Genomic DNA, 15,208 nt, shown 5'->3' with positions numbered 1-15,208 from the left:
CGCGGGATTCCACTGCTTTTGCGCAGCCCGCGACAAGAAAGACAAAAACTCAACCAAGCAACAAATAGCCCTTCATCACCCGGCGCGCCTGGCCTGCGACGGTGATGCCTTTGCTACTTGTGGAGACCATGATTTGGCTGGGGCGGCCCATCTCCACGCCTTGGTGGATGGTGAGATCGAGATCATGATCCTCGATCCGCGCCAACAGGGCTGCGGTGGTTGCACTGGCGCTGCCAGTGGCCGGATCCTCGGGGATGTTGTCCAATGGTGCAAACATACGTGCATACAAGGTGTTGCCATCCCGGGCGTAGACAAACTGGGCAAAATCCCAACCGGAGGGATAGCGGGCATTGCCTTTGCGGATGGCCGCAATGTCCGGTGTGGTTCTGGCTAGGATATCGCGGCTTTTGACTTCGGTGATTGTGAAAGCCAAACCTAAAGATGCCATCACCGGGGGATGCGCATGAAAGAGTAGGTCGCCTGTGTTGATGCTCAGGGCGTCAGCCACCAGAGCCGGATCAGGTTCGCAGAGGATTTCAAGCGGTTGGGTGGCCTCAAAGGACGCGGTTTTGCCGTCTGACTTACAGGTCATTGGCCCCACGCCAAGTTCAAGGACCATGTTTTCCGACGCACCTTTTTGTGCAAGGGCACAGGCGGTGCCGATCACAGGGTGACCGGCAAAAGGGATTTCCATTGTGGGCGTGAAAATACGGACCTTCGCGGTATTGGCTTTGTCTTCGGCTGGATAGACAAAAGTTGTTTCAGAGAAATTGAATTCCCGCGCGACTTTTTGAAGGTCCTCTTCAGCGATCGTTCTGGCGTCAGGTATGACAGCCAATTGATTGCCACCAAAAGGTTTTTCTGTGAACACGTCGTAAACGAAATATGGTGTCATCGTGTTGCGGCCTTTCAAAGATACGGTTGGCGTTGTCTAGGTGCCGCAGTTCAAGTCCAGCCAAATTGGCAAGTGGTCCGATGCGACGTGGGCTGGAATACGCGTCAACACGCCGTGGTCCAGCACTTCCAAGCCAGGTGTGTGGGCAAAGCCATCCAAGCTTGCGATGGGACGAGGTGCAGGAAACGTGCGACCCGTTGCAAGAAAGTCAAACCCAGGGGTCACTGCGTCAAGAGCTGCCTTGGAGCCCCATTCGTTAAAATCTCCGGCGATGAGAGTTGGCATTTCTGGCAAACGCCGCACAGCGCGTGCCACGGCGCCCAATTGCAAAAGGCGATATCTACGGATCAGGCCAAGGTGCACGCCGATAACCCGAATGTCGCCTACAGGGGTGCGTAGATCCGCGCGAATGGCACCACGAGGCTCTAATCCTGGTAAGTCCAGCCCGGAGGTATCTAGCACTTCGATGTTAGGGCGCACCAACATGGCATTCCCATGGAACCCGAGCGAACCTTTGGGCTGGCCGAAGTCAATGTTCTGAAATCCTTTCTTCTTTACTAGGTCATGTGGCAAGGCCGCAGGTCTTGGCGGCAGGCGTTTGTCTGCTTCTTGCAAAACTACCACATCCGCCTTCAAAGCGCGTATCACCACCATGCTGCGGGTTGGGCGGCGTTGCAGGTCAACGCCAACGCATTTTTGCAGATTGTAACTGGCAATGCGTAGCATGGATCCCATCCGGATTTGAGTTTGCCTACGGCGGTATGTCTTTGAGAGTAAGGTGTTTTGGCGCGATGTTAAGTGCCGCAGAAGGTTTGCGTCACTTTTTCTTCCGCCGTCGGCGGTGTGGTTAGGTCAGCATGCCCGGCCATTGTGTCAAATGGCTTTTCTAACGCGGTATTTAGATGGTGAAATAGGGTATAATCACCTGAAACTGCTTGTGAGATCATGGCTTCAATTTGGTGATTGCGCGGGATGATGTACGGATTGGTTTGACACATAAGGTCTTCCGGATCAGATGACTGTTCCGTTTTCCGCGCGGTCCATTGCGCATGCCACACGGCATAATCGTTGTGGGATGTAAGCCCGGTCTCCGGAACAGATGCATCTGTCAAATGGCGGAAGGAATTGGTGAAATCCGCTTTTTGCTCCGTCATGATTGCCAAAAGTTGTGTGATCAGGGCCTCGTCTGACGCGGTGGTTTCCGAAAGGCCAAGCTTGGCGGCAAAATGCCCTTGCCAGTGGTGTCGAAGACTGCCGGGCATCTCGTTGATGATATGGGTGAATTCTTCCACTGCTTGGTCTGAGTTGTCTTCCAATGGCAACAGTGAGGTGGCCAATTGCGCCATGTTCCACGCAATGATTTGCGGTTGGTTGCCATAGGCATAGCGGCCGTGTCGGTCGATTGAGGAAAACACCTGTCCGGGATGGAAAGTGTCCATGTAGGCACAGGGGCCGTAATCGATGGTTTCCCCGGAAATGGCGCAATTGTCGGTGTTCATGACGCCGTGGATGAAGCCAACAGACATCCATTTGGCGACAAGCTGGGCTTGGCGTTGGACCACCGCTTTTAAGAAGGCCGCTGGCGTGCCAGCCTCCGGGTAATGGCGTGCGCAGGCGTATTCCATAAGGGATTGTAAACCTTCGGTATCCTGACTCGCAGCCAGGGCCTGAAAGGTACCAACGCGGAGATGGCTGGCGGCCACGCGTGTGAGAACTGCGCCGGGCAAGGGGCGGTCGCGCATGATTTCTTCACCGGTCTCGACTGCCGCCAAGGCGCGGGTGGTTGGGATGCCAAGCGCGTGCATCGCCTCAGACACCACATATTCGCGCAACACTGGACCGAGCCAAGCCCGGCCGTCGCCGCGCCGGGCGTATGGTGTGGGGCCGGAGCCTTTGAGTTGAATGTCGTATCCGTTCGATTCTCCTAGTAAAACCGCACGCCCGTCTCCCAATTGCGGGTTCCAATTGCCAAACTGATGTCCCGCATAAAGCTGAGCAATGGGGGTGGCACCTTCAGGAAGGACTGTCCCGGAAAACACTTGCGCCAACTCTTGCGCGTCGTTGGTGCCGGTAATGCCAAGCGTGTCGGCCAATGGCTGATTAAATGCCAACAGCTTTGGATCGCGAACGGGATAGGGTTTCTGAAGTGAAAACAGCCGGTTGGGCAACTTCACATAGGTGTTTTCAAAGGGAATATGCAGTGTCATGGGCACAGCATAGCTGGGTTTCTGGGGATTGCCACTTATCCCATAACACAAGGCTGCGATTGTGACGCAGCCTTGTGCTGTTCCATTACAGTGCGGTGATTACAGGCGGCTAAGGCGTTCTGCCAAAAGGGAAAAGAACCCGTCTGCATCGAGGTCGCCCATGAACATCGCGTTTGGTTTGCGATCTGTGACGTGCCACCAATCTGCGACGGTCATGCCCATGGTCAGCTCAGACTGAGTTTCGATCTCCACGTTGATATGGCGGCCGGAGAACAGTTTTGGCTGGATCAGATATGCCGTGACGCAAGGATCGTGCAGTGGTGCGCCGTCCGATCCGTACTTCTCTTTGTCAAATCGCTCAAAGAAATCAGTCATTTCCGCGACTGCTGTGCCGACTTTGGTACCTATGTTGCGGAAGGCGTCGTTGCGTGGTGTGGTGACGAGAGCTTTGTGGGTGACATCTAGCGGCATCACTACAATGGGGGCATCAGATTTGAACACAATATCAGCAGCTTGTGGGTCAACGTAGATGTTGAACTCAGCTGCTGGTGTGATGTTGCCAACCTCAAAGTAAGCGCCGCCCATCAGCACTATTTCTTGAACCTTTTCAATGATATCAGGCGCTTTTTCAAACGCTGTGCCGATGTTGGTCAAAGGACCAAGTGGGCAAAGGGTAACTGTGCCGGCCTCATGGGCGCGCAATGTGTCGATGATAAAATCAACGGCGTGCTGGTCTTCTACCGTCATAAGCGGGTCCGGAAGCACCGGTCCGTTGAGACCGGTTTTGCCATGTACGTGCTCTGCGGTGACTAGAGCGCGGCCCATCGGGCGGTCGCAGCCTTCATAGACTTTTGTCTCTGGTTTGCCTGCTAACTCACAGACAATACGCGCATTTTTAGAGGTTAATGCCAAAGGCACATTGCCCGCTACTGCGGTTATGCCAAGCACATCGATCTCTTCAGGGCTGGCCAAGGCCAAGAGAATGGCGACCGCGTCGTCCTGACCAGGGTCTGTGTCGATGATGATCTTGCGTGCGCTCATGATGTGCCCTCGTAGCTGTTGGAGGTCGCACCCTGTCAAGGCGCGAGAGGCTTGTCTAGCATGGATCAGGGAAGCTGTGTAAAAAATTTACCAAACGGTCCAAAATTCGATGGAGTCGACGTCGGTATTGGGTCTGTATCGCGGCTGTTTTGCGGAGGTGCAAATTTCAGGTTTCGTGCTGCTGTTGCACGATTGTGTTAATCGACCGTGCGGGAACTGTTTTGCGGTTGCACCGGTTTGATATCCTCGAAATTCTGCGATCAATGCGGAAGCTGAAGGAATACGACCAGTGGGCATGACTAATCAAACCACGCTGACCCGGGATTTGGTGTTGGTTGGCGGCGGGCATGCACATGCCTTGATGCTGCGCATGTGGGGCATGAAGCCGGTGAGGGGCGTGCAGGTCACGCTGATTAATCCCGGACCAACTGCGCCATATTCGGGCATGCTGCCGGGACATATTGCGGGGCATTACACACGGGACGCTTTGGAAATTGATTTGGTGAAACTGGCGCGGTTTGCCGGGGCGCGCGTCATTTTTGGTGCGGCGGATGGGATTGATGCGGATCGCAAGGTGATCCATGTGCCGGGGCGCGGCGAGATATCTTATGATGTGGCGTCTTTAGATGTCGGCTTGCATGCGCGGGCTGCGCATATTCCGGGGTTTTCTGAGTTTGGCATCGGCGCGAAGCCTCTGGATGAGTATGCAGACCGCTGGGATGTGTTTTTGTCGGAGGTGAAGAACGGCAACAAAACAGGTGCTGTGGCTGTCATTGGCGGAGGCGTGGCTGGGTGCGAACTGGCGCTGGCCATGGCCCATAAGCTGCGAGAGCTGGGCCAGGCAAACTGTGTGACGCTGATCGAGGCCCATACCAAATTGGCCAATGCCATACCCGGCGCGGATCGGATATTGCGCGAAGAAATGCTGCGGTTGGGTGTCACGGTGGTGAGTGCGGTTGAGGTTGAGGCGGTCACAAGTGATGCGGTTTTGCTCAAGGGGCGATCGCCAGTGGCATCAGAGTTCACCGTGGGCGCGGCTGGTGGGTTTGCCCATGCGTGGCTGGCGGCGGCGGACGTGCCCAAAGATCCGGACGGCTTTGTGCAAGTGGATGACCAGCTGTTGGTGTCTGGGCATCGAGATCTGTTTGCCGTTGGAGATTGCGCGGCGTTGACAGCCAGCCCCCGTCCCAAGGCGGGTGTGTTTGCGGTGCGCGCGGCACCGGTGCTGTATCACAACGTTTCAGCCGTTTTGACTGGGGCCGAGATGACGCGGTTTCGGCCACAGTCTGATTACCTCAAGTTGATGTCTTTAGGCGGTAAGGACGCCATGGCTGCCAAGTGGGGCCGCTGTTTGGCAACCCCGAAGGCGCGTTTGTGGCGCTGGAAAGATCATATTGATCAGACCTTTATGTCGAAGCTCTCGGAGCCTCCGGAGATGAAAGTACCCAAGCCAGCCGGGCCAGTTGTGCTTGGGGGGCAGGGCGAACAAATGCTGTGTGGTGGCTGTGGTGCCAAAGTGGCGCCGGGACAGTTGAGCGCGGCGTTGGCAGAAATGCCGGCTGTGCAGCGGAATGATGTTCTTCTGGGCGCGGGCGATGATGCGGCAGTGTTGCGCATTGGTGGGCAAAAACAGGTGCTGAGCGTGGATCATTTGCGCGGCTTTGTGGCTGACCACGGGTTGATGGGCCGGATTGCGGCGGTGCATGCGCTTGGGGATGTTTGGGCGATGGGGGCAAAACCGCAATCTGCGTTGGTGTCAGTGACCTTGCCACGTATGTCGCCGGAGTTGCAGACACGGGCCATGCGCGAGGTTCTGGACGGCATTGGCGAAGTGGTGCGCGGCGCTGGTGCGGAGATTGTTGGCGGGCATTCGACCATGGGTGCGGAGCTGACCATTGGGTTGACGGTCACGGGATTGCTGGATGGGGATGCGATCACTTTGGCTGGTGCAAAGGTGGGTGATGTTTTGATCCTGACGCGGCCGATTGGCTCCGGCACGCTTTTGGCGGCTGAGATGCAGGGCAAGGCGGATGGGCGTGACGTGGCGGCGTTGTACGGTGTTTTGGCACAGCCGCAGGGAGACGCGGCGGAGGTGTTAAGGGGTGCACATGCGATGACAGATGTGACCGGCTTTGGACTGGCGGGGCATCTGATGATGATGTGTCGCGCGTCTGGGGTGGCTGCCGAGATCACTTTGGCGGATGTGCCGATTTACGCGGGGGCAGAGGCGCTTGCCTCAGCCGGACATCGCAGCACAATTTTTGCGGACAACAAAGCGGCGGCGCCAGTGTTTGGACCTGAGAGTGCCAAGGTTGCGTTGTTGCATGATCCGCAGACCTCAGGTGGGTTTTTGGCCGCGGTTGCGGCGGAAGAGGCTAAGGGTTTGCTGCGGGAATTGCGGGCTACGGGACACAAGGCGTCGGTGATCGGACGCGTGACCAAAGGCGCTCCGGGGATTGTGTGCCGCTGAGGACAAAAGTGGGGCGTTGCCCCTCGCGCGGACGCGCTCACCCCAGGATATTTTAGGCAAGAAGAAGCAGGCTAGCCGGTTTCGGCCGCGATGATTTGGCAGGCCGTGTCGGCGAGTGTTTTGTCGCTGAGATCCGGCAGGGTCATCTCTTTGGCATCCGGTGCGTGCGCACGAGAGATGCGCATGTAGCGGGGATCGTAATGCGTTTCGATCAAGGCGCGGGTGAGCTGTGGGTAGTCTGTTGCGCTGGCCAGCGCCTTCCATTGTGCGACTTTCTCGTGGCCGTGGTAGCGAGTGAGCTTGTCCAGCACCGTGTGCAGTTTGGCGGTGTCTGCGCGCATGTCCGGATAGGCGGAGATCAAGTGATCGATGCGGGCCTCAAGCGGTGCAGTGAGGCGCAGGTTGGGGGCAGCGATCATGGCCTGCCACAACACCGGCGGGATGATCAGGCGACCGATTTTGGAACTTTCGGCCTCGACATAAACCGGGCGATTGGATTGCAATTTGGCGAGGCCCATGGCGAGGCGGCTTTCAAAGGCTTTTTGGCTGGGTTGGGTATCGCCCATGGGGCCAAAGAGGCTGCCGCGATGTTCGGCCATGGCTTCGAGGTCAAGCGTCTGCGCGCCCTGTTGGGAGAGATGGGCCAGAAGGCGGGTTTTGGCAGTGCCGGTGCCACCGTCGATCACCACAACGGGGCAAGGCATGGCGCCTTCATAAAGTGCTTTGGAGACCAGGCGGCGATAGGTTTGATAACCGCCCTCGAAGGTGTCAGCACGCCAGCCGATTTGTTTGAGTATAATCGCCACGGAGCCGGAGCGTTGGCCTCCGCGCCAGCAGTAGACCAGCGGCTTGTAGCTTCCTTCCTTTTCGGACAGCGGACCTTCGAGATGGGTGGCGACATTGCGCGCCACAATGGCAGCACCAATTTTGCGGGCTTTGAACGGGTCTTCCTGCACATAGATGGTGCCCACACGCGCGCGTTCGTCGTTGGACATGGCCGGAAGGTTGACGGCGCCGGGGACGTGATCCAGGGCAAATTCCGCCGGGGAGCGCACGTCGATGATCTGATCAAACGGCAATGTGGCGAGATCAGAGAGTTGGGTCAGTTTTAACGGCATGGGCTGTCCAAAAGAGGGGTCCCATGTGCATAGCGGCAAAGGCCGCGGCGCGCCAGTGGGCAGGCCGCGGCCAATCGGCGCCTAGTAAGCCACCATGGTCAGCAGTTCGTATTCCGCGACCATCTCGTCATCCTGGTTGGAGGCGGTGACGTGCCAGCGGACTTCGCCGTATTCGTCGTTGCGTTTGGTCTTTTTCTTCACTGTTAGGCGCACCTTGAGGCTGTCGCCAGCCACCACCGGTTTCATAAAGCGCAGGGTGTCGAGGCCGGTGTTGGCCAAAACCGGCCCTTCGTTGGGTTCGACAAAGAGACCAGCAGCGAAGGACAGCAGCAGATAGCCATGGGCAACGCGGCCGGGGAAGAACGGGTTTCTCGCAGCGGCGTCTTCATCCATGTGGGCATAGAAGGTGTCACCGGTGAAATTGGCGAAGTGTTCAATGTCCTCGAGCGTAATTTCGCGTGGTTTGGTGTAGAGCGTTTCGCCCACGGCGAGTTCGCCAAAGTGGCGGGTGAAGGGGTGGGCGCCTGCGTCACTTTCTTTGGCACCGGGCACCCATTGCTGGCCGATACCTGTGAGAATGTCCGGGCTGCCCTGAATAGCGGTGCGCTGCATATAGTGTTTCACGGCACGGATGCCGCCAAGCTCTTCGCCGCCGCCAGCGCGGCCTGGGCCGCCATGCACCATATGGGGCAGGGGTGAGCCGTGGCCGGTGGCCTCATTCATGCTGTCACGGTTGTTGAAGTAAAGCCGCCCGTGGAACGCGCCAGCGCCCAAGGCTACCTCGCGGGCAACCTCTGCATCGTGGGTGATGATGGAGGCCACAAGCGAGCCTTGGCCTTTGGTGGCCAGCGCAATCGCGTGAGCGAGATCGCGATAGCCCATGAGGGTGGAGACAGGGCCGAAGGCCTCGGAGGCGTGTACGTGCTTGGCCGTGTCTGGCGACGCGCAGTGGAACAACATCGGTGGTACAAAGGCGCCTTTCTCGGCGTCGGCACCTTCGACTTGGAAATCGTCTGGATTGCCAAAGACACGCTCAGCCTCGGTGCCAAGCAGGGCGGCTTTTTCGAGCACGTCGCGTTTTTGACCCGCAGAGACCAGCGCGCCCATGCGGGTGGTTTCCAGGCGAGGATCGCCAATTACGGTTTTGGCAAGACGCGCGGAAAGCGCCTCGATGACGGCCGAAGTTGTGGTTTCAGGTGCAATAATGCGGCGGATGGCGGTACATTTCTGTCCCGCTTTGGTGGTCATTTCGCGAGAGACTTCTTTGATAAAGAGGTCAAATTCCGGTGTTCCGGGCGCGGCATCTGGGCCCAGAATGGACGCGTTGAGGCTATCGGCCTCAGATGTAAAGCGAACAGAGTTGCCCAAAATCAGAGGGTTGGATCGCAGCTTTAAGGCTGTGTCAGCGGATCCGGTGAAGGCCACGGCATCCTGACAAGTCAGATGGTCAAGCATGTCGCCAAGGCCGCCAGAGACCAGTTGTACCGCACCATCCGGCAGAATGCCGCTGTCAATCATCAAGCGCACGCAGAGCTCGGTGACGTAACAGGTGGAGGTGGCGGGTTTCACAATTGCTGGCACACCTGCGAGCAGAGTTGGTGCGAGTTTTTCCAACATCCCCCAAACCGGGAAGTTGAAGGCGTTGATGTGCACCGCAACGCCCTGGATTGGGGTGCAGATGTGTTGACCCATAAAGGAACCGTTGCGGGACAGTTGCTCCAGCTCGCCATCGACATAGATGGTGCTGTCAGGCATTTCGCGACGGCCTTTTGAGGCAAACACCAGCATGGTGCCTATGCCGCCGTCGATGTCGATCAGGTGATCAGCCTGTGTGGCGCCGGTGTTGAAGGAGAGTTCATACATCGCTTTGCGGTATTCGCGCAGGTGCAAGGCGAGGGCTTTCAGCATGCGAGCGCGGTCATGGAAGGTCATCTTGCGCAAGGCCGGGCCGCCCACGTTGCGGGCGTAGTCCAACATGGCTTGCACATCGAGGGCATCGTTGCCAGCAGTGGCGATAACTTCGCCGGTGATGGCAGAAGCGATGTTGCGTGCACCGGCGCCGGGCGCGATCCAGTGACCTGCGGCAAAGCTTGAAACGTTTTGGATGGACATGGCTCTCTCCCCGATATGTCTCCGTGAATCATTTATTGACCAACCGTTCGGTTTATGCAAGCTGGAGGTTGAGGAGATTGTGTTGGGAGGCACAGATGACGCCAAAAGAGCGGGCCGAGAAAAGTGCGGCGGCGATGTGGTCCACAGACCGTGCAAGCCAGCATATTGGCATGCAGATTGTCGCCGTGGATGAGGGGCAAGCGACGCTCACTATGACGGTGAAGCCGGAGCATTGTAACGGTCACGGGATTTGCCACGGTGGCCTCACATTCACCTTGGCGGACAGCGCCTTTGCCTTTGCTTGCAACAGCCGCAATCAGGCGACGGTGGCGCAGCACAACAACATTTCTTACATCGCGCCGGGGCGTGAGGGGGACGTGCTCACCGCAGTGGCGCGGGAAGTCAGCCTGACCGGGCGCAGCGGGATTTATGATGTGACCGTGTGCAATCAGAACGGTCAGGTGATTGCCGAGTTTCGTGGCGCCTCGCGCGCGATCAAAGGCAACCTGTTTGAAGAATAATCGACGTTGGGGAGGACGTTATGAAAGATTTGTCACCACGCAAGGAAGAGCTGGAACCCATTGAAATTGCGTCGATTGATGAGATCCGCGCAACGCAGTTGCAGCGGCTGAAGTGGTCGTTGAACCATGCCTATACAAACGTACCAATGTACAAGCAGCGGTTTGACGAGGCGGGGGTGAATCCGGACGATTTGCAGTGCTTGAGTGATCTGGCGAAGTTCCCGTTTTCTTACAAAAACGACCTGCGCGACAACTACCCTTTTGGCCTTTTGGCGGTGCCGCGCCAGCAAATTGCGCGCCTGCATGCGTCTTCTGGTACCACAGGTAAGCCCACTGTTGTTGGTTACACCAAAGGTGACATCGACAATTGGGCGGATTTGATGGCGCGCAGCTTGCGCGCGTCTGGTTTGCGAGCAGGTGATTTGGTGCACAACGCCTATGGTTATGGGCTGTTTACCGGCGGTTTGGGCGCGCATTACGGCATTGAGCGTTTGGGCGCGACGGTGGTGCCGATGAGTGGCGGGCAGACCGAGAAGCAGGTTGGGTTGATCACCGATTTTCAGCCGGATGGGATCATGGTCACGCCAAGTTACATGCTCAACATTTTGGAGCAGTATCATAAGCTTGGCATGGATCCGCGCGAGAGCTCTCTGTCTGTGGGCGTGTTTGGGGCGGAACCCTGGACCGATGCGATGCGCAAAGAGGTTGAGGCCGCGTTTGATATGCACGCGGTGGATATCTACGGGCTCAGCGAGATCATGGGGCCGGGTGTGGCCAATGAATGCGTGGAGACCAAAGACGGGCCGGTGATTTGGGAAGATCATTTTTATCCGGAGATCATCAATCCGGAGACCGGCGAGGTCTGTGAAGATGGTGAGTTGGGCGAGCTGGTGTTCACCACATTGACCAAAGAAGGCCTGCCGATGATCCGCTACCGCACGCGGGATTTGACACGGCTTCTGCCTGGTACGGCGCGGTCGATGCGGCGGATGGAAAAGATCACCGGTCGGTCCGATGACATGATCATCCTGCGCGGGGTGAATGTGTTCCCGTCCCAAGTGGAGGAGCAGGTGCTTGTGACCGGTGGGCTTGCGCCATATTACCAGATCGAACTGTTTAAATCTGGTCGCATGGACGCGATGCGGGTGTTTGTGGAGGCCACGCCAAATGCAGCAGACAACCTATCCAAAACCGCCGCGGCGCGCATGTTGACCAAACATATCAAGGACATGATCGGCGTGTCAGTGGAAGTGATCGTGGGCGAACCCGGCGACGTGGAGCGCAGCCAAGGCAAGGCAAAACGCGTGGTGGACAACCGAGGCGCCGGATAATGGCGCGTACAATTGCCAAAGATCATGAACAGAAACGAGTGCATATCCTGAAGTCAGCAGCCCGCGTGTTTGCCGAGCAAGGATATGATCGGGCGTCGATGTCGGTGTTGGCCAAAGAGTGCGGGATCTCTAAGGCCAACATCTATCATTATTACGAAAGTAAAGACGCGTTACTGTATGATGTGCTGGATACGTATCTTAAGTTGCTGCGGGATCGCATTTGTGATCTTGATTTGAGTGGCTTAGATGTCAAAGCTCAACTGCGTGTCGTGGTGCGCGAAATCCTTCTGGCCTATCAGGGGGCGGATAATGAGCATCGCGTGCAAAGCACAAGCATGCGCGCCTTGCCAGCGGAGCAGCAGCACGTGTTGCGTGGCTATCAGCGGGACTTGGTCAATCGGGTGAGCGAAGTGGTTGCCGCCAGTGCAGAGGGCGTGTTTGACGCGGACCATGTGCGTCTGCGCGAGACCACAATGTCGGTTTTTGGCATGCTCAACTGGTATTACATGTGGCAACATGGCGCGGACAGTGAAGCCCGTGAACGCTATGCGGATCTGGCGACTGATTTGGTGCTAGGGGGCGTGCGCGGGCTTGCCTAAGGCCAGCCCTCATTCTCAGATTGTTTTTGGAGCACATGGTTAATTTGTGATAAACTATGCCCATTATAGTTGTTTTTATTAAAGGGTAGAGTTTTGAAAAATCATTTATCGGGTGCGTTGCTTGCGGCATTTTTGGTCAGCGGGGGCGCGGCGCAGGCGGAGCCGTCTTTTGGGTTTGGTCTGACATATGTCTTTGGCGGCGATTGGGCCGTGGGCGTGCGTGTGTTCCACGATGATGAGCCCGAGAGTGCGGTTCTGGCCTTGGGGTTTGACTATAAATTTGGCTCTCAGGCGTTCCGCCCCACAATCGGGGCCGCTTATCTGGACCAGGATTTCTATATCGATTTTAGTCTTGGCTATGACACCCGTTTGCAAGCTCTGGATTATGGCATTGGCGTTGGTGCGGCGTTTGAAACCGAAAAGCCTGCGGCAACTGGTGGCGGCGCGACGACCACGGGTGCGGATACCACGCCAACCACGGCCGGTACGGGCACCGGAGGCGGCGACACGGGCGGAGGCAGCACCGATACAGGCGGAGACACGGGCGGTGACGGAGGCGATGGGGGAACCGACACAGGCGGCACGGATACCGGAGGTGATGGCGGCGACACCGGAACGGGCGATGGAGATGCAGACACCGGCGGCACCGGGGATGGTGGCACAGGAGATGGCGGCACCGGGGATGGTGGCACAGGAGATGGCGGCACCGGTGATGGTGATACAGGAGACGGCGACACCGGTGATGGTGACACAGGAGATGGCAAATCAGGCTGTGGCGGCTCAACCGACTCTGACGTGGTATTTGCCTCTTTGGATTGCTAGGAAACTGGCGGCTCAATTGAGTGGCCACTGGCATGTGTTCACAATCCGGTGCGAGTGTTTTTGACACATTGGCACCTCCGATTGATCCATGATACTTTTTCGGCAACTATTTGTGGTGGGAGAGAAAATCATGAAAAATGCTTTGGCAGCCGTTCTATTGGGCGGCGCTTTGGTCAGCGGCACAGTGGCGCAGGCGGACCCGTCATTTGGTCTGGGACTGACCTACACCTTTGGCGGTGACTGGGGTGTCGGTGTGCGCGTGTTCCACGACGACGAGCCGGAAAGCGCGGTTTTGGCGATTGGTGCAGACTATAAGTTTGGATCGCAATCCTTCCGTCCAACAGTGGGTGCCGCCTATTTGGATGAGGATTTTTATCTCGACTTTAGTCTGGGTTATGACACGCGGTACCAAGCTCTCGACTACGGTGTTGGCGTTGGGGCCGCGTTTGAAACGCAGCCAAAACCCTGACCTGGCCATTGAGGTAAAGAATGTGATAAGGGCGCCTTTGGAGCGCCCTTTTTTACTGGTCGTAGTCGACAACGACCTTGTCGGTGACCGGATACGATTGGCAACTGAGAATGAAGCCTTTTTCGACCTCGTAGTCCTCAAGCGCATGGTTGGCGACCATTTCAACTTCCCCCTCAATCACCCGGCATTTGCAAGTGGAGCACACACCCGCTTTGCAAGCGTATGGGGCGTCCATGGTATTGGCGCGTGCGGCGTCAAGGATGGAAGTGTCCCGGTCCATTTCGATGGTCTGAGTAGCGCCGTCCAGGGTGATCTGTGCTGTGACAGCTTTACCTGTGCCCTCTGCGGTGGCAGCTTTGCGCTTAGCGCGGCCGGGTTGTCCGGAAGCGAAGAGTTCAAATTTGATCTGCTCTTCAGAAAGCCCGTGGTCTTTCAATGCCTTGGCAATGCCGAGCATCATCGGCTCGGGGCCACAGATGAAGGCAATGTCGACAGAGTTGATGTCAATCCAGCCGGTTTTGAACAGCTGCGCGCATTTCTCTTCGGTGACCATGCCAGTAAAAAGGTCAATTTCCTGCGCGTCGGTTTCCAGCACGTGGATTACGTTGAAACGGCCCATATACAGGTTTTTCAGATCCTCCAACTCCTCACGGAACATGATCGTGGTCACACCCTTATTGGCGTAGATCAAGGTGAAGGAAGACTGCGGTTCACGTGCCAGTGTAGTTTTGATCAGCGAAAGAACCGGCGTGATACCGGAGCCGCCCGCAAAGCCTAGGTAAGTCTTGTCCGCGGTTTCGTCGAGTTCGGTGAAAAAGCCGCCCATCGGGGGCATGGCTTGCACGGTGTCGCCAATCATAAGCTCGGTGTTGGCCCAGGTTGAAAAGGCGCCGCCATCGACGCGCTTGATGCCGACCTGCAAGATGCCGTCGTCTTTGCCCGCGCAGATCGAGTAGCTGCGGCGCAGTTCTTCGCCGTCAAAATCGCGTTTGAAGGTCAGGTATTGGCCTTGGGTGAAGTCAAATTCCGCCGCTGCGCCGTTTACCGGCGCGAGGCTGACCACCACGGCGTCGCGGATGGTTTTGCGGATGTCGGTGACCTCTAGGTCGTGAAAGCGCTCGGATTGGGCCATTCGGGTCTCTCCTCAGATGCACTTGAAATAGTCAAAAGGTTCCAGGCAGGCAGTGCAGCGCCATTGGGCCTTGCAGGGGGTGGAGCCAAATTGGCTCATTTTCTCAACGTGTTGGCTGCCACAGTGCGGGCACTTATCGGGGCCACCAGCGGGCTGGGGCGGGGCGATGCCATAAGCCTCCAACTTGTCCCGCCCGGATTGGGTCATCCAATCGGTGGTCCAGGCCGGGCTGAGTTTCCGTCGCAGTTCCAGCTTCTCGACCCCATGGCCGCGCAGGGCGGTTTCGATGTCGAGATTGATGATGCTGGTTGCCGGGCAGCCGGAATAGGTTGGCGTGACAGTCACGATCAGCGTGTCGGCTTCGTAGGCCACGTCCCGAATGATGCCGAGATCAGTGAGGGAAATCACCGGGATCTCGGGGTCAGGCACGGCGTGCAGCCAGTCCCAGACCTGCGCCAGGTCGGGTAGGGTGGACTCAGCAGTCATATGTT

The 15,208-nt window shown here is 57.3% G+C and carries 14 protein-coding genes; 6 read left to right on the top strand and 8 right to left on the bottom strand.

Annotated features, from left to right (window positions below; genetic code table 11):
* Positions 1 to 49: 49 nt before the first annotated feature.
* The 4 genes from JXR15_RS12035 to JXR15_RS12020 all read right to left on the bottom strand — a co-directional run bounded on the left by JXR15_RS12035 (position 50) and on the right by JXR15_RS12020 (position 4,143).
* Positions 50 to 895, bottom strand: coding sequence for a PhzF family phenazine biosynthesis protein (locus JXR15_RS12035; RefSeq protein WP_422053456.1), 846 nt, complete (start codon positions 893 to 895; stop codon positions 50 to 52).
* Positions 896 to 931: 36 nt separating this feature from the next.
* Positions 932 to 1,621, bottom strand: a complete 690-nt coding sequence (locus JXR15_RS12030; protein ID WP_422053455.1) for an endonuclease/exonuclease/phosphatase family protein — start codon at positions 1,619 to 1,621, stop codon at positions 932 to 934.
* Between the two features lie 68 nt (positions 1,622 to 1,689).
* Positions 1,690 to 3,102, bottom strand: coding sequence for a protein adenylyltransferase SelO (locus tag JXR15_RS12025; RefSeq protein ID WP_422053454.1), 1,413 nt, complete (start codon positions 3,100 to 3,102; stop codon positions 1,690 to 1,692).
* 99 nt (positions 3,103 to 3,201) lie between these two features.
* Entirely contained in the window at positions 3,202 to 4,143 is a 942-nt protein-coding gene (locus JXR15_RS12020) for a nucleoside hydrolase (RefSeq protein ID WP_422053453.1), read from the bottom strand.
* A gap of 295 nt (positions 4,144 to 4,438) precedes the next feature.
* Here JXR15_RS12020 and selD point away from each other — a divergent pair, with 295 nt between their 5' ends.
* A complete protein-coding gene (gene selD, locus JXR15_RS12015; RefSeq protein ID WP_422053452.1) occupies positions 4,439 to 6,613 on the top strand; it encodes a selenide, water dikinase SelD in 2,175 nt (724 codons plus the stop codon).
* A gap of 71 nt (positions 6,614 to 6,684) precedes the next feature.
* On the opposite strand, the gene mnmH is transcribed toward selD, so the two are convergent.
* Positions 6,685 to 7,731, bottom strand: a complete 1,047-nt coding sequence (gene mnmH / locus JXR15_RS12010) for a tRNA 2-selenouridine(34) synthase MnmH (RefSeq protein WP_422053451.1) — start codon at positions 7,729 to 7,731, stop codon at positions 6,685 to 6,687.
* A gap of 81 nt (positions 7,732 to 7,812) precedes the next feature.
* Complete coding sequence (paaZ, locus tag JXR15_RS12005; RefSeq protein WP_422053450.1) at positions 7,813 to 9,843, bottom strand: phenylacetic acid degradation bifunctional protein PaaZ; 2,031 nt, start codon at positions 9,841 to 9,843, stop codon at positions 7,813 to 7,815.
* Between the two features lie 95 nt (positions 9,844 to 9,938).
* Here paaZ and paaI point away from each other — a divergent pair, with 95 nt between their 5' ends.
* The 5 genes from paaI (at position 9,939) to JXR15_RS11980 (ending at position 13,585) form a co-directional block, all read left to right on the top strand.
* The gene (paaI, locus tag JXR15_RS12000) at positions 9,939 to 10,364 is read left to right on the top strand and encodes a hydroxyphenylacetyl-CoA thioesterase PaaI (RefSeq protein ID WP_422053449.1); all 426 of its coding nucleotides are present in this window, start codon (positions 9,939 to 9,941) and stop codon (positions 10,362 to 10,364) included.
* Positions 10,365 to 10,384: 20 nt separating this feature from the next.
* On the top strand, positions 10,385 to 11,695 hold the full coding sequence (paaK, locus tag JXR15_RS11995) for a phenylacetate--CoA ligase PaaK (RefSeq protein ID WP_422053448.1): 1,311 nt from the start codon (positions 10,385 to 10,387) through the stop codon (positions 11,693 to 11,695).
* Entirely contained in the window at positions 11,695 to 12,294 is a 600-nt protein-coding gene (locus JXR15_RS11990) for a TetR/AcrR family transcriptional regulator (protein ID WP_422053447.1), read from the top strand. Before paaK ends, JXR15_RS11990 begins: the two co-directional genes overlap by 1 nt.
* A 93-nt stretch (positions 12,295 to 12,387) precedes the next feature.
* Positions 12,388 to 13,116 (top strand): hypothetical protein, encoded by a 729-nt coding sequence (locus JXR15_RS11985; protein ID WP_422053446.1) that lies wholly within the window; start codon positions 12,388 to 12,390, stop codon positions 13,114 to 13,116.
* A 130-nt stretch (positions 13,117 to 13,246) separates the two neighbouring features.
* On the top strand, positions 13,247 to 13,585 hold the full coding sequence (locus tag JXR15_RS11980; RefSeq protein WP_422053445.1) for a hypothetical protein: 339 nt from the start codon (positions 13,247 to 13,249) through the stop codon (positions 13,583 to 13,585).
* A gap of 52 nt (positions 13,586 to 13,637) precedes the next feature.
* Here JXR15_RS11980 and JXR15_RS11975 read toward each other — a convergent pair whose 3' ends face one another.
* Positions 13,638 to 14,717 (bottom strand): 2Fe-2S iron-sulfur cluster-binding protein, encoded by a 1,080-nt coding sequence (locus JXR15_RS11975; protein ID WP_422053444.1) that lies wholly within the window; start codon positions 14,715 to 14,717, stop codon positions 13,638 to 13,640.
* Positions 14,718 to 14,729: 12 nt separating this feature from the next.
* Positions 14,730 to 15,203 (bottom strand): 1,2-phenylacetyl-CoA epoxidase subunit PaaD, encoded by a 474-nt coding sequence (gene paaD, locus JXR15_RS11970; RefSeq protein WP_422053443.1) that lies wholly within the window; start codon positions 15,201 to 15,203, stop codon positions 14,730 to 14,732.
* Positions 15,204 to 15,208: the final 5 nt, after the last annotated feature.

This window comes from Shimia sp. (assembly GCF_049116215.1).
Taxonomy (GTDB): domain Bacteria; phylum Pseudomonadota; class Alphaproteobacteria; order Rhodobacterales; family Rhodobacteraceae; genus Shimia.
Note: the sequence above shows the minus strand (reverse complement) of the source record. Positions and strands in the feature narration are given on the sequence as shown.

Bases quoted from the DNA above. Each gene is read 5' to 3' on its own strand.
- JXR15_RS12035 (WP_422053456.1), bottom strand. From the start codon at position 895: ATGACACCATATTTCGTTTACGACGTGTTCACAGAAAAACCTTTTGGT.
- JXR15_RS12030 (WP_422053455.1), bottom strand. From the start codon at position 1,621: ATGCTACGCATTGCCAGTTACAATCTGCAAAAATGCGTTGGCGTTGAC.
- JXR15_RS12025 (WP_422053454.1), bottom strand. From the start codon at position 3,102: ATGACACTGCATATTCCCTTTGAAAACACCTATGTGAAGTTGCCCAAC.
- JXR15_RS12020 (WP_422053453.1), bottom strand. From the start codon at position 4,143: ATGAGCGCACGCAAGATCATCATCGACACAGACCCTGGTCAGGACGAC.
- selD (WP_422053452.1), top strand. From the start codon at position 4,439: ATGACTAATCAAACCACGCTGACCCGGGATTTGGTGTTGGTTGGCGGC.
- mnmH (WP_422053451.1), bottom strand. From the start codon at position 7,731: ATGCCGTTAAAACTGACCCAACTCTCTGATCTCGCCACATTGCCGTTT.
- paaZ (WP_422053450.1), bottom strand. From the start codon at position 9,843: ATGTCCATCCAAAACGTTTCAAGCTTTGCCGCAGGTCACTGGATCGCG.
- paaI (WP_422053449.1), top strand. From the start codon at position 9,939: ATGACGCCAAAAGAGCGGGCCGAGAAAAGTGCGGCGGCGATGTGGTCC.
- paaK (WP_422053448.1), top strand. From the start codon at position 10,385: ATGAAAGATTTGTCACCACGCAAGGAAGAGCTGGAACCCATTGAAATT.
- JXR15_RS11990 (WP_422053447.1), top strand. From the start codon at position 11,695: ATGGCGCGTACAATTGCCAAAGATCATGAACAGAAACGAGTGCATATC.
- JXR15_RS11980 (WP_422053445.1), top strand. From the start codon at position 13,247: ATGAAAAATGCTTTGGCAGCCGTTCTATTGGGCGGCGCTTTGGTCAGC.
- JXR15_RS11975 (WP_422053444.1), bottom strand. From the start codon at position 14,717: ATGGCCCAATCCGAGCGCTTTCACGACCTAGAGGTCACCGACATCCGC.
- paaD (WP_422053443.1), bottom strand. From the start codon at position 15,203: ATGACTGCTGAGTCCACCCTACCCGACCTGGCGCAGGTCTGGGACTGG.